Annotated in this window: 16 protein-coding genes; 6 read left to right on the top strand and 10 right to left on the bottom strand. The window is 66.3% G+C overall.

Annotated elements, in window-relative coordinates; all coding sequences use genetic code 11:
• Positions 1-92: 92 nt before the first annotated feature.
• Positions 93-530, top strand: a complete 438-nt coding sequence (locus NS1_RS01740) for a MarR family winged helix-turn-helix transcriptional regulator (protein WP_235569787.1) — start codon at positions 93-95, stop codon at positions 528-530.
• Here NS1_RS01740 and NS1_RS01735 read toward each other — a convergent pair.
• A complete protein-coding gene (locus tag NS1_RS01735) occupies positions 461-1,168 on the bottom strand; it encodes a hypothetical protein (protein WP_157125058.1) in 708 nt (235 codons plus the stop codon). The genes NS1_RS01740 and NS1_RS01735 overlap by 70 nt on opposite strands.
• Positions 1,169-1,659: 491 nt before the next feature.
• On the opposite strand from NS1_RS01735, the gene NS1_RS01730 reads away from it, so the two are divergent.
• The 3 genes from NS1_RS01730 (at position 1,660) to NS1_RS01720 (ending at position 4,456) form a co-directional block, all read left to right on the top strand.
• Positions 1,660-2,118, top strand: coding sequence for a hypothetical protein (locus NS1_RS01730; protein WP_062980862.1), 459 nt, complete (start codon positions 1,660-1,662; stop codon positions 2,116-2,118).
• A 356-nt stretch (positions 2,119-2,474) separates the two neighbouring features.
• A complete protein-coding gene (locus NS1_RS01725) occupies positions 2,475-3,884 on the top strand; it encodes a linalool dehydratase/isomerase domain-containing protein (protein ID WP_062980860.1) in 1,410 nt (469 codons plus the stop codon).
• Between the two features lie 5 nt (positions 3,885-3,889).
• Positions 3,890-4,456 carry a DUF5134 domain-containing protein gene (locus tag NS1_RS01720; RefSeq protein WP_062980858.1) on the top strand — a complete coding sequence of 189 codons (567 nt, stop codon included), beginning with the start codon at positions 3,890-3,892 and terminating at the stop codon, positions 4,454-4,456.
• 70 nt (positions 4,457-4,526) lie between these two features.
• On the opposite strand, the gene NS1_RS01715 is transcribed toward NS1_RS01720, so the two are convergent.
• From NS1_RS01715 to NS1_RS01710, 3 genes are read right to left on the bottom strand one after another with little or no spacing between them, the layout of a single operon-like run.
• The gene (locus NS1_RS01715; RefSeq protein WP_062980856.1) at positions 4,527-6,683 is read right to left on the bottom strand and encodes an MMPL family transporter; all 2,157 of its coding nucleotides are present in this window, start codon (positions 6,681-6,683) and stop codon (positions 4,527-4,529) included.
• Positions 6,680-6,865 (bottom strand): hypothetical protein, encoded by a 186-nt coding sequence (locus tag NS1_RS40720; RefSeq protein WP_169812732.1) that lies wholly within the window; start codon positions 6,863-6,865, stop codon positions 6,680-6,682. Before NS1_RS40720 ends, NS1_RS01715 begins: the two co-directional genes overlap by 4 nt.
• 3 nt (positions 6,866-6,868) lie before the next feature.
• Positions 6,869-7,288 (bottom strand): hypothetical protein, encoded by a 420-nt coding sequence (locus NS1_RS01710; protein ID WP_062980854.1) that lies wholly within the window; start codon positions 7,286-7,288, stop codon positions 6,869-6,871.
• A gap of 379 nt (positions 7,289-7,667) precedes the next feature.
• Between NS1_RS01710 and NS1_RS01705 the strand changes: the two genes are divergently transcribed.
• Positions 7,668-8,423, top strand: a complete 756-nt coding sequence (locus NS1_RS01705) for an oxygenase MpaB family protein (protein WP_062980851.1) — start codon at positions 7,668-7,670, stop codon at positions 8,421-8,423.
• Between the two features lie 67 nt (positions 8,424-8,490).
• On the opposite strand, the gene NS1_RS01700 is transcribed toward NS1_RS01705, so the two are convergent.
• A complete protein-coding gene (locus NS1_RS01700) occupies positions 8,491-8,883 on the bottom strand; it encodes a hypothetical protein (protein ID WP_157125057.1) in 393 nt (130 codons plus the stop codon).
• A gap of 399 nt (positions 8,884-9,282) precedes the next feature.
• Between NS1_RS01700 and NS1_RS01695 the strand changes: the two genes are divergently transcribed.
• Positions 9,283-10,812, top strand: a complete 1,530-nt coding sequence (locus NS1_RS01695; protein WP_056820338.1) for an aldehyde dehydrogenase family protein — start codon at positions 9,283-9,285, stop codon at positions 10,810-10,812.
• 85 nt (positions 10,813-10,897) lie between these two features.
• On the opposite strand, the gene NS1_RS01690 is transcribed toward NS1_RS01695, so the two are convergent.
• The 5 genes from NS1_RS01690 to NS1_RS01670 form a co-directional block, all read right to left on the bottom strand.
• On the bottom strand, positions 10,898-11,572 hold the full coding sequence (locus tag NS1_RS01690; protein WP_062980847.1) for a TetR/AcrR family transcriptional regulator: 675 nt from the start codon (positions 11,570-11,572) through the stop codon (positions 10,898-10,900).
• 71 nt (positions 11,573-11,643) lie between these two features.
• Complete coding sequence (locus NS1_RS01685; RefSeq protein ID WP_255284370.1) at positions 11,644-12,528, bottom strand: oxygenase MpaB family protein; 885 nt, start codon at positions 12,526-12,528, stop codon at positions 11,644-11,646.
• A gap of 158 nt (positions 12,529-12,686) precedes the next feature.
• Positions 12,687-14,240 (bottom strand): fatty-acid--CoA ligase FadD5, encoded by a 1,554-nt coding sequence (gene fadD5, locus NS1_RS01680; protein ID WP_062980845.1) that lies wholly within the window; start codon positions 14,238-14,240, stop codon positions 12,687-12,689.
• The gene (locus NS1_RS01675; protein WP_062980843.1) at positions 14,237-15,034 is read right to left on the bottom strand and encodes an enoyl-CoA hydratase; all 798 of its coding nucleotides are present in this window, start codon (positions 15,032-15,034) and stop codon (positions 14,237-14,239) included. Before NS1_RS01675 ends, fadD5 begins: the two co-directional genes overlap by 4 nt.
• Positions 15,031-16,017, bottom strand: coding sequence for an NAD(P)H-dependent flavin oxidoreductase (locus NS1_RS01670; protein ID WP_062980841.1), 987 nt, complete (start codon positions 16,015-16,017; stop codon positions 15,031-15,033). Before NS1_RS01670 ends, NS1_RS01675 begins: the two co-directional genes overlap by 4 nt.
• Between the last annotated feature and the right edge of the window lie 72 nt (positions 16,018-16,089).

Here is a 16,089-nt window from a genome sequence, read left to right as displayed (position 1 = left end):
CCGCCCGGATCTCGGTCGAGCTCAAGAGGGCGCTGGAGTTCTATCACGGAACCGTCGATGATCTGATCCGGGAATTGGTCCGAGTGCTGGGCGTGAACGAGACCGATCGGCGTGCACTGGAAATCGTCCTGCTCGGGGAAGAAAAGTCCACGACGCCGGGAACGCTGGCCGAACGGCTCGGCCTCACCGCTGCCGGCGTCACGATCATGCTCAACCGCCTGGAGAAGCAGGGCTATATCGCCCGCTCGCTGCACCCGACCGATCGTCGTCGCGTCATTGTGGTGGCCACCGAACTCGCAGCCCACCGCATACAGGAACTCGTCGTACCCATGATCGTCGAGAGCTACAAGATGTTGCTGAGTTATTACGACTCCACCGAACTCGAAATAATCGCCGACTTTCTCACCAGAGCGGGCGAGCTGCAACGAATCCATTCGAAACAGCTGCGCGAAGTGGATCCCTACTCGCGCCCCCGAAAGTCTCGATCACATAAGTTCCCGGCGCGTCGCGAGGGAGAAAGCAGGAGTTGAATGCGAACCGTCGACAACAGCGCCGCGACGCCATCGCCCGATCGGTTCCGGCGGCAGACGTCGTATGCGGGCATGGCGACTGCGTTGGTCACCACCGCGATCGGGATAACGCTCATGGTAAGGGCGGATTCGAGTCCGCCTCTGCGAACGAACAATGCGGAGCCGATCTCGGCCGAATCGACGATAAACACTTCCGAGTACAGCGCCGTCCCGAGCCAGGCCGGCCCGACGGAGACGAGCACGCCATATGTCCTACCGAGCGAGGTCCCCGTACCGGGCGACTTCTCGACCGCCGACGCGGCTACCGTTCCCGGGACCGCCCAATCGACCGCCGATGCCACCGACTCTGCCACGAGCACGGCCCCTGCGCCGGAAACGACGGCAGCCATGACCACGGATGCCTCGCCCGAGAATTCGGCGGCGATATCGGTGAGCGCGAGTTTCTCGGCCACGGTGAGCCTTCCGGCTCCGGACACGTCCAGTGCACAAGACCCGAGCACGGTCGCCTCGACCGCGATCTCCACGGTGACCGTCATAATGACCCCGACGGATACGTCGACGGTCACGGTGACAGCCGATCCGAGCACGGTGACGGTGTCGGCTGATCCCTCGACCACCACGGTGCCGACCACCACCACGACAACCACGATTCCGACCCGCCCGACCACGGCATCCACCACGCCAGTGGTGTCAACAACACCCGCGTCACCGACGACCACATCGACTCGGCCCCCGACGAAGTCGACGCGTCCGACTCCGTCGCTCGCACATCCACCGACCACAGCACCGAAGGTGGCGTCAACCAGTTCTCCCCACCCCGAAAATCGTTAGCGCACCACAGCACTCCCCAGATAGCCTGGTCGAGATCCATATGAGCTCTGGGGAGGAGCGAAAGATGTGGAACTGGGGAAGATCCGTCGCAGAACATGCAGCCGCTGCCGGATGGACGACGTGGCCACCGGCCGATACACGACCGACCGTCGTCGACCCTCCGACGTGGCGTCAGCCGACTGACGAGGACGAAGATCAGAGGACCCCCGCTAGAGCAGTTCGCCGCCGGGTCAGGGCACGAATCTGTGCCCGGCCCAACTCGATCTAGCCCTGAGCGAGGCAGCACTACACTGCTTCCATGACTGTCGGCTGGATCGTCTCCATGGTCCTCGTCATCGTGGCCGTGGCACTCGCGGTCATCATGCTCGTCACCCGACTCATCCTTCGCGCGATCCGCCGGACGGCCGAAGCAGCCATCGCGGAGAACTTCACCCCCGGCGAAGCCGTGCGCAGCGACCCTGTCGCCAACTACTTCGGGCGAGGCTCGAAGGGTGGGCGGCAGGTGCGCGGCAACGGCGCGCTTGTACTGACCGAGACGCGCCTGTGGTTTCGCCGAGCGGGCTCGGATGACGCACTGGAGATTCCGCTCGCCTCGATCACGTCGGTGGATCTCGTGCGCTCCCACGCCGGAAAATCGATCGGGCGCCCGCTGGTCAGCGTGAGCTTCGACGGTGACAGCGCCGCGTGGTACGTGCGCGATTCGACGCAGTGGCGCGACGACATCGCACGCAGGTGCCCGGCAGCAACTGATCACTGAGCCGACCGCGTCGACGGCGGGCACCTGCGCACTGAGCACTCTTGACCATCCGTCATTTCTGGTGCACGCTGACACCACACCATTGTGGTGTCGCGTCACACCACAATGGTGCGAGGCGGGCCGGACAGAATCGGCCCGCTGCGGCGGAACACAGGAGTTCACCGATGGCCCGGCCCGATCCCGCTGTCCACGCGACGCGGCGTTGACGAGGTAGCGATGCCCTGCTGTCTGTTGGCGAACTACCTCGTCGCAGGATTCCGGCGCCTGCGCCGTCGTCCGGCCACGGAGACCGAAACCGCGAGTTTCGCTCCCCCCGCGCGGCGCCGAGGGCCGGCTCAACGAACGGAGGCGGCGCGATGAGCGACGCGATCACGATGCCCACGGTGACCGAATCCAGTCCGGAGGACCTGGCATTCCAGCGCTTCGTGCTGGATCTGGCCCTGCAACCGCTCGACCGTTTCGACGGGTTCGACCGGATCGAGCAGATCGCGGCCAGCGCACTGCGCTACCAGCTCAACTTCATCGGCTACGGACTCGCGATGGCCCAGTACACGCGCACCCCGGCCTTTACCGGCTATCTCGCCGAAGCCCAGCGCAATGCCATCGTGAAGATGTGCGACAAGCGCGTGTGGTCCTACTGGGCGACGGAGAGTCTGTTGGGATACGCCCGGCTCAACACCGACCCGATCCGCCATGCCAATGTCATGTACACCGGCTATTTCGGGGTGATGCTCGGCCTCTACGAAACTCTCAACGCCGACACCACTTTCGACCAGCCCGGTTCACTGCGCCTGCGGTGGAGCAAGTCCCGGGTGCACGACTACGACTTCGAACGGCTCACCCGCGCGATTCGTACGAACATGCTGGTACGCAAGGACTGTCCGCAATACCCATGCGAGCCGCACCTCATCTATCCGATCTGCAATGCCTTCGCGTTCAACACGCTGGTGATGCACGACCGGCTGCACGGCACCGAACTCACCGGCGACCTGGTCGACCGGATCCGGCACAGCTACCTCCACGACGGCTGGCGCACACGCAAGGGCCGGTTCATCCCGGGCAAGCTCGGTCCCAAGCTCACCATCAGCGCACCGGTACTCGCCTACGACGCGGGCATGGTGGCCTGGCTCAACGCGACCATGCCCGATCTGGCCCGTGATACCTGGAACACCATCCGGCAGCGCTTCATTCGGTTCGACGGCACCGAAGTGCAGTTGCGCGGTTCGGCTCGATCCCGCGTGGACCTGGGCAACTACAACGTGGTCAACGGCGACGGGATGACCCGGGTGTTCGTCGCGACCGCGGCTGCCGAGATGGGCGAGACCGACCTCGCCGACGCACTGAATCAGTCTCTGGCAGAACATAATCGGCTCATCGACCGAGCGGGCGCCCAACGCTACGCCGGCGCGTCGACGGTCACCAACGCACATCACGTCCTGGCGCGCTTCGCCCGCCCGGACGGCCTGCGCGACCTGATCCGGGGCGAAATCCCACAGCAGTGGCGGACCGGTCCGATACTCAGCGATGCCGCCTACCCGGATGTCCTGGTCGCCAAGGCGGTGACCGACGGCACCGCCCTCGATCTGGTGCTGCGGCCGGGCGACGGCCCGCGGCGCGTTCGGCTCGGACTGCAACGACTGATTCCCGAGCGCTCCTATCAACTCACCGGCGCCGTCGAGGCCGCGGTGATCGCGGATGCCGACGGTACCGCGGTGATCGAAGTGGACCTCGGCGGACGCCACGTCGTGCGCGTCAGCCCCGTCTGAGCGCGGTGAACCACGCACTACCCGGACCGGTGGGCTGGATCGCGATCGGCCTGTGTTCGACCGCCGCGCTCGTCGCGGCGGTCGACGCCCGTTCCGGCACGCCGACGAACAGTCGATACGGCGGTCGGGCAACCGAACTCGCCCATGTCGTCATGCTCGTCGCGATGGCGGTGATGTGGACGCCGGCAGGTGGTGACCTGCCCGCCACGGTCTGGCGTGCCGTCTTCTCGGCGCTGGCGATCGCGATGTCGGTCTGGGTCGTGGTCGCGATCGGTCGCCGCACCGACGACGTCGGAGCCGCGATCTACCACTGTGTGGCCGCGTTCGCGATGCTCTACGCGACCCTCGGGCAGCAGCAGCACCAGCACCATGTCCACGGTGGAGCGGAGAACCAGCTGCCGGTCCCGCTGCTCGGCTGGGCATTCGTGGCGATCTTCACCCTCGACGCCGTCGTCACGCTCGGCGCACTGACGTGGCAGATCGCCCATCGGCGACCGGCCCGGGCATTGTTCCCGCACTTGGTGATGGACGCCGCGACGGCCGTGATGATCTGGCAGGCGCTGAGCGCCTGACCCTCTTTCGAGACGGATCGCGCCCAGGTAGCGCAGGAGCAGGGGGCCGACGCTACCTGGGCGATCGACACTATTCGCGCAGCCGAACCTTCTCGAGGAACGGCCGCGCCCCGCGCGGTACCCACCAGTTCCAGGTGCCCGCCAATCGCATGAAGGCGGGGACCAGAATCATGCGGATCAACGTGGCGTCCACCAGCACAGCCAGCGTCAATCCGACGCCGAGCATGCGCATGATGGTGACTCCGCTCGTCGCGATCGCCGCGAAGATCACGATCATCATCGCCGCCGCCGCCGTCACCACCTGCCCGGAACGGGCGAGCCCGACCGCGACTGCCCGATCATTGTCGGCCCTGGTGTGCCCGGAGCTCTCCCATTCCTCGGTGAAGCGCGCGAGCAAGAAGACCTCGTAGTCCATCGACAGCCCGAACGCCACACAGAACAGCAGAACAGGGACCGTGGCGACGGTGAAACCGGTGATCTCGGTGCCGAATCCACCGAGGTGTCCCGACTGGAACACCCAGACCAACGCACCGAAGGTCGCCATGAGCGAGAGGACGTTGAGCGCCAGCGCCTTCAACGGCAGCAGGAGGCTGCCGGTCAGCAACATCAGCAGGATGAACGTGGTGACAGCGATCCAGACCAGGGCTTTCGGGAAGGCAGCCGCGATCCCCGCTGCCGTGTCGCGCTTCTGCTGAGCCAAACCGCCGAACACCGCGTCGCCGGGTGGCGCGACCGCACCGAGCTCGTCGAGTTGGCGTGCGGCGGCAGGTGAGTACGGATCGAGCGAAGTGGCGATCGTCAGATGGGTACTGTCGGCGCGTGCAGCGCCGGGATCGCCGGGCCCCACCGGTTGGCCGCCCGTATAGGTCCCCGACGGCGCGAGCACCACATCCACATCGCGCACCCGAGACAGTGCGGCCGCGTACTCGGCCGTCGCAGCGTCGCCACCTTCGCGGTGGACGATGATGTGGACGGTGCCGGTGGCATTGCCGTCGAACTGTTCTCGGATCGTGTCACCGACCTGGCGTGCCTGCGCGGCGGCGGGCAGGACTCGATCGTCGGGCAACCCGACCTGGAGTCCCAGGACCGGCGCACCGGCGATCAGCAGAATTCCCAGCACCGGCAGCGCGATGAGAACGGGGTGCTTCTGCACCGCCACCGCCAGTCGGTACAGGAACATCGACTCGACCGCGGCCGCCTCTCGCAACGGCTTTCGGGTGATCCGCTCACCGAGGAGTGCGAGCAGGGCGGGCACACACGTCAGCGCCAGCACGACCGACAGCGCGACCACGGCCACACCCGCGTACCCGATGGAACGCAGAAAGTTCATCGGGAAGAACGACATTCCGATCAGCGCGATCGCCACCGTCACCCCGGAGAACAGCACGGCCCGCCCACCGCGGCGCATGGCCAGCGCGATCGCGGTGTGCTGGTCGTGACCACGAGCGATCTCCTCGCGGAACCGCCCGATGATCAGTAGTGAGTAGTCGATCGCCAGCGCCAGCCCGAGGGCGGTGGTGATGTTGAGCGCGAAGACCGACAGGTCGATGACGAAGGTCAGCACGAACAGCACCGCGGTGGTCGCGACGATGGCCAGCACTCCCGCCGCGATCGGAATCGCCGCGGCGACCACACTGCGCAGGAACCAGATCAGCAGCAGAAATGTCAGCGGGATCGCGATCGATTCCGCCAACACGAGGTCGTGCTCGGCGCCTTCGTTGATCTCCTGGAACGCCATCGCCTGTCCGCCCGCGGTGACGGTGATCTCGCCCGTGGACCCGGTAAATCGGGTGGCCAGGTCGGCCGCGGTCTTCTGCGCCTGGTCGTCGTCGCCGGCCAGACCCGCCACGATCAGTCCGACGTGTCCGTCCCGGTCGGTCAACCGGGCACGGCTGTTCGGGTCGGTCCACGGCGAGTCGACCGACAACACCCGGTCGTCGATGCGCAGATCGTCCACGATGTCGTTCGCGCGATCGGCCCCGGCGCCGGTGAGTACATCACCGGGTGCTTCGACAGCGAAGATCAGCTGCATTCCCGCGATGTCGAAGTTGCGAGCCAATGCTTGCTCAGCCTGCGAGGACTCCGCGTCGGGATCGAGAAACCCGCCCGCCGACAAGCGGTCGGTGACCTGCGCGCCGAGCAGACCGAACAGCACGAACGCGATACCCGCTACGGCAAGAACCAGTTTCGGCGTCCGGATCGCGATCGTGGCGAACCGTTCGATCATCGCAGGACCGCGCGATCGCCCGGGGTCGACGCGACCGAGGCCAAGAGGGCCGATCCCGCCCGACGCATGGAGCGCGGACGGAGTTCGTTCCAGATCGCGGCGTCGGTGAACGCGTCGGCCAGCACACGCGCGCACTGTCCTCGCTGCCCGCGCTCGACGTTCGACGGCATTGTCGGTTGCATATTTCATTTCCCCTTCTCGGCGGGCACGGTGATCATCCGTGCGCGCCCTGATAGAGAGCGTCGACCTTCGCGCCCCCGGCCAGCAGCGCGTGGCGGGCGTCGTCGATCATTCGTGTCGTCGTCGGCGACCGGTGCGCTGAACACGACGGAGGCCTGGGCTTCGAGCAGATGATCCTGTGCGGCAAGACCTTCCATCAGGTCGCCGGGCGGCAGTGCCGACGCGCCGCGGACGCGCCCGCTGACGTGGACGACCGGCCACGGCAGTCCGAGCCCGCGCAACGCGGCGTCGGCGCAGGCGAACGCTTCGGTGAACACCGCGTCGAGATCGTAGTCCGGGCCCGGCGCGAACGAACTCGCGGAGCGCCGGGCCGGAATGAACCGCGCGAGATTTCCGGGAATCGGCGGCACCGCGTCGCAGAACACGGGCCGTATAGCCCCTCAGCACGGGGGGAGACCACCCCGAGAACAAGCGTGATGTTAATCAGCATTCTTCCGATGGGTCAACCAACAGCCAACCCCTCAACGGGATTCGACTTAGCAAATATCACTACTACCAGCACGTACTGATCGCCATATGCCTTGTGTAACAACAGTTTTCACGACCCACGGGAGGTTGATTCTTCACGCCTACATGAAGGCCGATCAACCGTTGACAGACGTTCGAGGCAATGAGAGACTTCAAGAGTCATTCTCTCAGCGTCGCTCAGGTAGCCGCCAGTATTCGAACGGGGTCAACGATGACCACACCACTTCCCCTACCCGCCGCACCGCACTGCCGGATGCGCGGTTGAGGAAGTCATCGATGCACCGCCAACGAGGAACCTCGCTGCTGCGCCGGTACGTCGGCGATCGACGATTCCTGCTCGCGTTGCCGCGCGCGGTGGGACTACAGATTCTGCACCCGGCCATCGCGACAGCTCTCGACGAGCACATGGCGATGCGGCTGTGGTATCACAAGGCGCGGACCGTCTCACAGACGATCGACATGGCCTACCACGAACGGGACCAGCGACACCGCATGGTCAACATTCATGGGCACATCAGCGGAATCGACGACCGGGGCGCGCGCTTCCACGCGCTGAATCCGGACGTGTTCCACTTTCAGCACGCGACCTACGTGGAGACGCTGGTGGTCGCGATCAATACCTTCATCTCGCCGATGTCGGATCTCGACCACGAACGCCTGTACGCGGAGTGCTGCGAATGGTATCTGCGGTTCGGGGTGTCCGCGCGGGCCATGCCACCGGACTGGGCGAGTTTCGGCGACTACTTCGAGCGGACCTGCGCGCAGGAGCTGCGCCTCACCCCTGCCGGTCGCACGCTCGCACCCGAGGTCTTACGTCCGACCAGCTGGGTTCCGCGGCTGCTGCCGTCCGTCGCCGTGCGCGAGTTGCTGCATCCTCGCACCAGGGAACTGCTCGGCGTGCGAGCGCGACCGGGAGATCGGGCCGCGTTCCGCTCCTACGCCACCGGCCTCCGGATGGCGGCAACGATCGCGCCGTCAGGGATTCGCTATGTCCCTTCGGCGCGCGCGGAGAGGTCACCGCGTCCCGCGTAGAAGGAAGATCCATCTACCCCCCAGTCCGGGCAGACGGAGACCGCGCCCCCGCCTGCCCGGGCCTGCGCTACAGCAGTGGTGTCGACTCGGAAGGGCCTTGGCGGTACCTGGTCACCGTCAAAGTCTGCGGCTGCGCGTTGTATTCCGGGATGGGCAGCGGGAAACTGCCGTCCAACCACGCCTGGCCCGCCAGCGGCGCGGGCAGCCCGAGCACATCGATGGCCTGACCCGACGGGGGATTCCGGAAGGTGCCGACGTTCTCACCGTCGTTGAAGAAATCGACGTACTCACCACCCAACTGGACGGCATAGGCGTGATCCTGCGCCAAGATCTTCTCGTCGAGAAGCTTGACCTGAGGGACCAGGGCCCCCGCACGTTTGACCATCAGGAAGAAGCCGTGGGGCAAATCGGCGCCGAGCACGTTCGCCACCGGACTCGAGGCGTCGGCCGTGGCGCCCATCGCGCTGGGCCGCGAACCCAGCAAAAGCCGCCACGGGTTGCCTGATCACCATTTCGGTCCCACTTCCTCTTCGTTTACGAGAGAATGCTCGGTAACATAAGGCAGTCAATCACGGCTGCCACCTTTCCGAATATCGCGAGGCCCGAGAAATAGCCCATGAACATGACTGATCTACTCCCCTTTCGCGGGCAGGGCCAGAGCTCCGCGCCGGGCGGTCGCAGCACCTGAACGGCAGCTCGACGGGCGTCCCGGCTACCGGCGTCACCAGATGCCGCTTCGGCGAGCCCTCCCCCACCCAGCAGAACAACAGCATGATCCATCTCGTGACAGAGTGATATACAAAACATCTCACTCTGTCTAAGGTGGTCTGTAGACCGATACGGCTATCCAGGAGAAAATGTGTCTGAATCCGCAACACCCACCGTCGACGCCACTGAGCTGGCTGTTCGCAACCCGGCATCCGGAGAACTCGTCGGCACCGTCGCCGTGTCGACCCCGGAGGAAGTAGCCGCAGCCGCCTCCGCGCTGCGCAAGGCGCAGCCGCGGTGGGCTTCGATCAGCGCGTCCGGACGGAAGCAGTGGCTGCTCAAGCTGCAGGATTGGGTGCTCGACCACACCGACGAGCTGGCGGATTCGATTCAGGACGAGTCGGGAAAGCCCCGCGTGGAGGCCGAGGTCGAGGTCGCGTTCACTGTCGATCTGCTGGGCTACTACGCACGCAACGCTGCGAAGTTTCTCGCCGACACCGCCGTGAGCCCCCACACCCCGCTGATGCGGATCAAGAAGTTGACCACCACCTACACGCCGTATCCGGTGGTCGGCATCATCACGCCGTGGAACTTTCCCCTCGCCATGCCTGCCTCCGATCTCGTCCCGGCGCTCGCCGCGGGTGCCGCCGTGCTGCTCAAGCCGTCGGAGGTGACCCCGCTGACCCCGCTCGCGCTCGCCCGCGGCTGGGCCGAGATCGGCGCGCCGCCGGTGTTCACGGTGGTCTCCGGCGCCGGAGCCGCCGGCGCCGCGGTGGTCGAGAACGCTGATTTCATCCAGTTCACCGGCTCCGGCAACACCGGGCGCCGCATCGCCGTCGCGTGCGCCGAACGCACGCTGCCCTACAGCCTCGAGATGGGCGGCAAAGACCCGGCGATCGTGCTCGCAGACGCCGATCTCGACCGTGCGGCCAACGGCATCGCCTTCGGCGCGCTGACCAATGCCGGACAGCTGTGCGTGTCGGTGGAGCGGGTCTATGTCGAAGCTCCGGTGTACGACGCGTTCGTCGACAAGCTGGTCACCCACGTCAAGTCGCTGAGGATCGGCCGCGACGATCGCAGCGGAAACATCGATATCGGCCCGCTCGCCAACCAGGCCCAGCTCGACATCGTCACCCGCCACGTCGACGACGCGATCGCCGGCGGAGCGCGCGCGCTCACCGGCGGAAAGGCCACAGGCGAGGGGAACTTCTTCGAACCGACCGTGCTGGTCGACGTCGACCACTCGATGTCGTGCATCACCGAGGAAACCTTCGGCCCGACCATCCCGGTCATCAAGGTCGCCGATGAGAACGAGGCGATCAAGCTCGCCAACGACTCAGAGTACGGACTGTCGGCGTCGGTGTGGACGGGCAACAAGTCCCGCGGGCAGTCGATCGCGCGGCGCTTGACCGTCGGCGCGGTGAACATCAACGACGCCACCATCAACCTGTTCAACTTCGCGCTCCCCCACGGTGGTTGGGGACAGTCCGGCACCGGGTACCGCTTCGGCGGCGCGGACGGCGTGCGCAAGTACTGCCGTAAGCAGGCGATCACGGCTCCGGCACTGCCGACGCAGAAGTCCGAACTGGTCTGGTACCCGTACAGCCTGAAGAACTTCGGATTCATGCGCAACGCGATGCGCGTGGCCGGTGCGCGCGGTCGACGCCGCTTCGGCAAGTAAGTGAGCTGCGCCTCGAGTGGATGTGTCACCGGTCGGTGACACATCCACTCGAGGCGAGCGGTGTTCTCTGCCCCACGCGTGGGGCCTAGCGAGGCTCGGTATCGGCCTCTTCGGTAGCGGCGCACACGTCCAGCGGACGGAATCCGGGGGCGATGTGATCGCGGGCGAACTTGCGTGCCGCGACCTCGTCGTCGAGCGGGATGACCGTCGGCTTGGTCAGTACCAACGACAGCGCGGTGCGGGCCACCAACTCGGCTACGGGCAGCGGGTCGTAGGCGGGGAGCTTGCCTGCCTCCTGCAAGCGGGTGATGAACTCGGCCAAGAAGTCTCGACCGAGTTCGATCACCGGCGCCCCACCGGTGGTGAGGTAGGGCAGCACGGTGGCGGCGTCGGTGGCGAGCAGGCGGTCCAGCAGCGGGTTCTCCCGCAGGCCGAGGGCGAAGGCGACGAACAGTTCGACAATCTGGTCCTCGGCGCTGGCGCCCTCCTCCGCCTGCCGACGCATCGAGGCGTCGGCCTGCTCCAGCAGGTGGCGCACCTGCCAGAGCCCCACCGCCTGGACCACGTCGGTCTTGCCACCGAACCGGCGGTACAGGGTCGCCAAGGACAGCCCGCCGCGGCGGGCCACCTCGCCCATGCTGGTGCGCTTGATCCCGAAGTCCAGAAAAGCGGCCAAGGCGCCGTTCAGGACATCGGCGTTTTCGCGTTCGACACCGCCGTGCCCGCGAATCCGGGCCAGCAACCTGATCGACTCGGCCATATCCCATTCCCCTCAGCTGACAAGAGCCCGAACATAATGTGGTCGGCCGGTGGCCCGCAACCTCGCCGGTCTCAGACCAAGGGGCGGCCGAGTCGGTGCCGACGCCGCATGTCCCAGAGCACGGCCGCGTACGGCTCGATCCGCGCGCGGACGGGTAACCGTCCGTAGACGGTTCCGATGGCTCGGAACATCAGCCGATGCCGCCGCTCCTGCGCGTCGGTCCACGGAAGGTAGAGCTGCGCGCGCATGGTCTCGGGCAGCAGACCGGTGACGGCGAAACGATGAAAATTGGCAAGAGCGCGTGGCCTCGGCACATTTCGCAAGCCGACAAGCTTGCGCAGGTATTCGGCGACCACGTCGTCGATCTGCATGCTCGCCAGCCCGGCTTCGAAATAGCTTTCGAAAGCCGCCAGGTCGGCGGGCCACATGTCGGGCCGCATCTGCAATCCGGTGCCGAACTTGGCCCCGTACTGCACGAAGACCTCCTTGGTGGCCTTGTCCAGTGGACCGTAGAGACGTTCGTGGGTATCCATGACTCCCCAGCACAGGCAGACCGCGACCCACTTCTGCAGCTCGGGATCGAACGCGTTGTACTTCACCTCGGCACCCGGCGCCGAACGAACGCGTCGATGGACGCTACCGACGGCCTGTCGATACACGTCCCGGTCGTCCTCGGTACCCAGCATCGCCACCGCGATGTAGGTCAGCGTGGTGCGCAGCCGCTTCCACGGATGGACATCGGCGCGGCCGGAGTCGACGGTGCTCTGGACGACGCCGTACCCCACCGGCCGGTTCGCCAGCTGCACAATGACATTCGCACCGGCCCCGGCGAAAGCGCCGATCCCGTCGAGAAATCGCTCGATATCGAAATCCTCGACAGTGCCGTAGCGGCACGTCAGGACCTCGCCGAGATCGTCGACCATGACGGGATCGCTCACCGTTGAAACTTCACGCATAGTCCTGCGTCTCCTTCTTCTGAGCCACGAAGGCTTGATACATTGAGATGATATTCGACTAATCAACTCAAGGGAAGCCTTCGGTGCGTACCGCTACGCACCGACGCCCCGTAGCGCCGAGGCGCTACGGGGCGTCGTGGTCTCCTGCGGGATCGCTCTCAGGCGTGTTCCTTGCGGAGCAAGTGTTTGATCACCTTGCCGCCCGCGTTGCGCGGCAGCTCGTCGACGACGATCAGATCCTTGGGATGCTTGTACCTGGCCAGATTGGCGTCGAAGTGCGGGGCGAGGGCGACGAGGGTGAGTTCGGCGTCGGGCTCGGCGACGACCACCGCGATGGCGACCTCACCCCACTTGTCGTCCGCGCGCCCGATGACCGCGGCTTCGCGCACGGCGGGGTGGGCGAACAGGACGTTCTCCACCTCGGCGCAGTAGATGTTCTCACCGCCGGAGATGATCATGTCCTTCTTCCGGTCGACGACGTAGACGAATCCCTCTTCGTCTCGACGGACCAGGTCACCGGAATGGAACCAGCCGCCTTCGAACGCTTCGGCGGTCGCCTCGGGCTTGTTCCAGTATTCGCGCATCATGGTCGGGCCCCGGTAGACGATCTCGCCGATCTCGCCGGGAGCGACATCGTTCATCTCGTCGTCGACGACGCGGGCGGCGATGGTCGGAATCGGCTGCCCCACGGAGCCGAGTTTGCGGATCGCGTCCTTGCCCTCGAGGACACAGGTGATCGGCGACATCTCGGTTTGCCCGAAGACCGCGATGTTCAAGGCGTCGGGGAACGTGTCGGCCATCGCCTGCAAGACGGTGTCAGAGGCCGGGGCCGCGCCCCAACTGATCACCCGCAGGCGCAGATCACGCTCGCGCACAGTCGGATCGGCGCACACTATCTGCCACTGCGCCGGTACCAGGAACACCGAGGTGGCCTTCTCGCGCTCCCATGCGTCGAGTACCTGACCGGCGTCGAAGGCGAGCAGCGGATGCAGCACGGTGAGGGTGCCGAGCACGAAACACGGTGCGATGCTGCCCAATCCGGCGATGTGGAACAGCGGCGCCGCGCAGAAGGCGACATCCTCGGTGGTGTACTGCATCGCGCGGATACAGGTGAGCGCTTGGGCCTGCATATTGGTGTGGGTCAGGACCGCGCCCTTGGGGCTGCCGGTCGTCCCCGAGGTGTACATGATCAGCGCGGCCGAGTCCTCCCTGACGTCGACCGCGGGATGGGGTGCACCCTCCTCGGCCAGCAGTTGCTCATAACCCTCTGTGCCGTCACCGGTTTCGCCGCCGACGACGACGCAGGTGGTCAGTGCGCCGGTCTGCGCGCGCACCGCCGCGACGAGAGGTGCCAAGGCGGTGTCGGTCACGATCGCCTCGGCGCCGCTGTCGGCGATCAGGTACAGGATCTCCGGTGGGGTGAGCCGGAAGTTCACCGGGACGGCGATGGCGCCCAGGGTATTGATCCCGAAGACCGCCTCGAGGTATTCGGTGCTGTTGAGCATCAACACCAGGACGCGGTCACCGAAACCGACACCGCGGCGGGCGAGCGCGTCGGCGAAGGCTTCGGAGCGCTCGTGCAGCTGCTGCCAGCTCGTGTCGACCCCGCGAAACCGCACGGCGGCGGCGTCGGGTTTGACCGTCGCCTGCAGGGCGACCTGGTTCATCCAGTGGTTGCGGCGCGAACGGATCGGTTCCACGTCGAGGTTCATTCGTTTCCTTGCGGTGCGTCGGTGAATCGGGGAGCACGCTTGCCGAGCATGGCCATGGTGCCTTCGTAGAAGTCGGGTGAGACGAGCAGTTCGATCTGGGCCGTCGTCTCGCGGTCGAATGCCGGTTCGAGTCCGCTCAGGGTCGCGGCGTTCACCGCGGCCTTGGTCAGCTCCAGTGCGCGGCGTGGCCCGGCGGCGAGGCGGGTGGCGATGGCGTACACGTGTTCGGTCAGCTCGGCGTCGGGCACGGCCGCGGTGATCAGACCGGCCGCGGCGGCCTCGGGTGCGGGCAGCCGGTCGCTGAGCAAGGCCATTTCCATCGCGCGGGCGCGACCCATCCCCGCGGGGACCAGGGCGGTGGCGCCGCCGTCGGGCAACAGCCCGATGGCGGTGAAAGGCAGTAGGAGATAGGTACTTTCGGCCGCGTAGTGCAAATCGGCGGCCAGGGCCAGCGACGCGCCGACACCCGCTGCCGGACCATTGATCTGGGCGATGACCGGGATGGGCGCTTGGACGACCGCGCGGATCATGCGCGCGGCTTCTGCCATCACCGTTTCCGGGCTCGCCTCGTTGCCGCCGGACGCGGCGGCCGCCGCGAGATCGGCGCCCGTGCAGAACGCACGCCCCTCGCCGGTCAGCACGATCACCCGGATGGTGGAATCGGCCGCGGCGCCTGCGATGACGTCAGCCAATTCGCTCATGGTGGCGAGGTCGATCGCGTTGAGCCGGGCGGGCCGATTGATGCAGATCCGCAGTATGCCGCCCGCGAGGGTGGTCTGGACCGACTCGCTCATGAGGCCACCGCCGTCACGACCGAACCCGCCAGCGATTCGGTGATCAGGGCCTGCGCCTCGGCCATGATGTTCGAGATCAGGTCAGCGCAGGTGGGGATGTCGTGGATCAGACCCTGGCATTGCCCGACGCTCCAGATACCGGCATCCACGTCGCCGTCCTCGTACACCTTGCGCCCGCGCGCACCGGACACGAGATCACGCACATCGTCGAAAGTGCCGCCGTTGCGCTCGATTTCGACGACCTGGCGGCTGACCGCGTTGTCCGCGACCCGCGCGGTGTTGTTCAAGGTCCGGAAGATCAGCTTGGTGTCGAGCTCGGTGTTGGCGACGATCTGCTCCTTGACCACGTGCGCGATCGGCGACTCGACGGTGCACAGGAATCGCGTGCCCATATTGACCCCGTGCGCGCCGAGCGCCAGTGCCGCGACCAGTCCGCGACCGTCCGCGAAACCGCCCGAGGCGATCATCGGGATCTCGATCTCCCTGGCCGCCGCGGGAATCAGCACCAGGCCCGGAGTGTCGTTCTCGCCGGGATGCCCGGCACATTCGAAGCCGTCGATGCTGATCCCGTCCACACCGACCTGTTGCGCCTTGAGCGCGTGTTTGACGCTGGTGCACTTGTGCAGCACCTTGACGCCCGCGTCCTTGAAATAGGGCAGGTGCGTGGCCGGGTTGCCGCCCGCGATCTCGACGATCTTCACCCCGCTGTCGATGATCGCCTGCCGGTATTCCGCGTAGGGCGGGGGCGTGATCGAGGGCAGAATCGTGAGGTTGACCCCGAACGGCTTGTCGGTGAGGTCGCGGGTCCTGGCGATTTCGTTGCGCAGCTCGGCCGGGGTCGGCTGGGTGAGGCCGGTGATGATGCCGAGCCCGCCCGCGTTGGATACCGCAGCGGCCAGCGGGGCGCGGCCGACCCACATCATGCCGCCCTGGACGATCGGGTGCTCGACACCGAATGCCTCGGTGAATCTGGTGCGCAGCATGGAGCCTCTCTCCGCTCGGGAGTTCCGCACCGGTCGAAACGAAACCCTCGGGCCTCTTTGCTTCCGGCGAGA

It is taken from the genome of Nocardia salmonicida NBRC 13393 (genome assembly GCF_001613085.1).
Lineage (GTDB): Bacteria > Actinomycetota > Actinomycetes > Mycobacteriales > Mycobacteriaceae > Nocardia > Nocardia salmonicida.
This window is presented reverse-complemented; position numbering and strand designations above follow the sequence as displayed.

Coding starts and splice junctions, on each gene's coding strand:
- NS1_RS01730 (WP_062980862.1), top strand. CDS start 1,660: ATGACTGTCGGCTGGATCGTCTCCATGGTCCTCGTCATCGTGGCCGTG.
- NS1_RS01725 (WP_062980860.1), top strand. CDS start 2,475: ATGAGCGACGCGATCACGATGCCCACGGTGACCGAATCCAGTCCGGAG.
- NS1_RS01715 (WP_062980856.1), bottom strand. CDS start 6,683: ATGATCGAACGGTTCGCCACGATCGCGATCCGGACGCCGAAACTGGTT.
- NS1_RS40720 (WP_169812732.1), bottom strand. CDS start 6,865: ATGCAACCGACAATGCCGTCGAACGTCGAGCGCGGGCAGCGAGGACAG.
- NS1_RS01705 (WP_062980851.1), top strand. CDS start 7,668: ATGCACCGCCAACGAGGAACCTCGCTGCTGCGCCGGTACGTCGGCGAT.
- NS1_RS01700 (WP_157125057.1), bottom strand. CDS start 8,883: ATGGGCGCCACGGCCGACGCCTCGAGTCCGGTGGCGAACGTGCTCGGC.
- NS1_RS01690 (WP_062980847.1), bottom strand. CDS start 11,572: ATGGCCGAGTCGATCAGGTTGCTGGCCCGGATTCGCGGGCACGGCGGT.
- NS1_RS01685 (WP_255284370.1), bottom strand. CDS start 12,528: ATGCGTGAAGTTTCAACGGTGAGCGATCCCGTCATGGTCGACGATCTC.
- fadD5 (WP_062980845.1), bottom strand. CDS start 14,240: ATGAACCTCGACGTGGAACCGATCCGTTCGCGCCGCAACCACTGGATG.
- NS1_RS01675 (WP_062980843.1), bottom strand. CDS start 15,034: ATGAGCGAGTCGGTCCAGACCACCCTCGCGGGCGGCATACTGCGGATC.
- NS1_RS01670 (WP_062980841.1), bottom strand. CDS start 16,017: ATGCTGCGCACCAGATTCACCGAGGCATTCGGTGTCGAGCACCCGATC.